We start from the raw sequence: 296 nt of genomic DNA, 5'->3' as shown, positions 1-296 counted from the left end.
ACCAGCGCCATCAACAATGCGGAAAGCAAAGTCCCGTTAACCCGTAAAATTAATGATAAAGAGCTGGTCAATGATATCCGCCTGATCGCAGCGGACGTAGATGCCTATAACAAGGCCGAAACCGATGCGCTGATTGCACCCGTTCAGCAGGATATCGTACAGGCAATGAAACTGGCAGATACCGCTAACCAAAATGCCACCAGCGCCATCAACAATGCGGAAAGCAAAGTCCCGTTAACCCGTAAAATTAATGATAAAGAGCTGGTCAATGATATCCGCCTGATCGCAGCGGACGT

Annotated in this window: 1 pseudogene; it reads left to right on the top strand. The window is 48.6% G+C overall.

Going from position 1 to position 296, the window contains the following annotated elements:
* A pseudogene (locus AACS92_RS04695) lies at positions 1–296 on the top strand (phage tail protein); the annotation flags it as partial.

Source organism: Xenorhabdus sp. KJ12.1, assembly GCF_963876495.1.
GTDB lineage: Bacteria > Pseudomonadota > Gammaproteobacteria > Enterobacterales > Enterobacteriaceae > Xenorhabdus > Xenorhabdus stockiae.
This window is presented reverse-complemented; position numbering and strand designations above follow the sequence as displayed.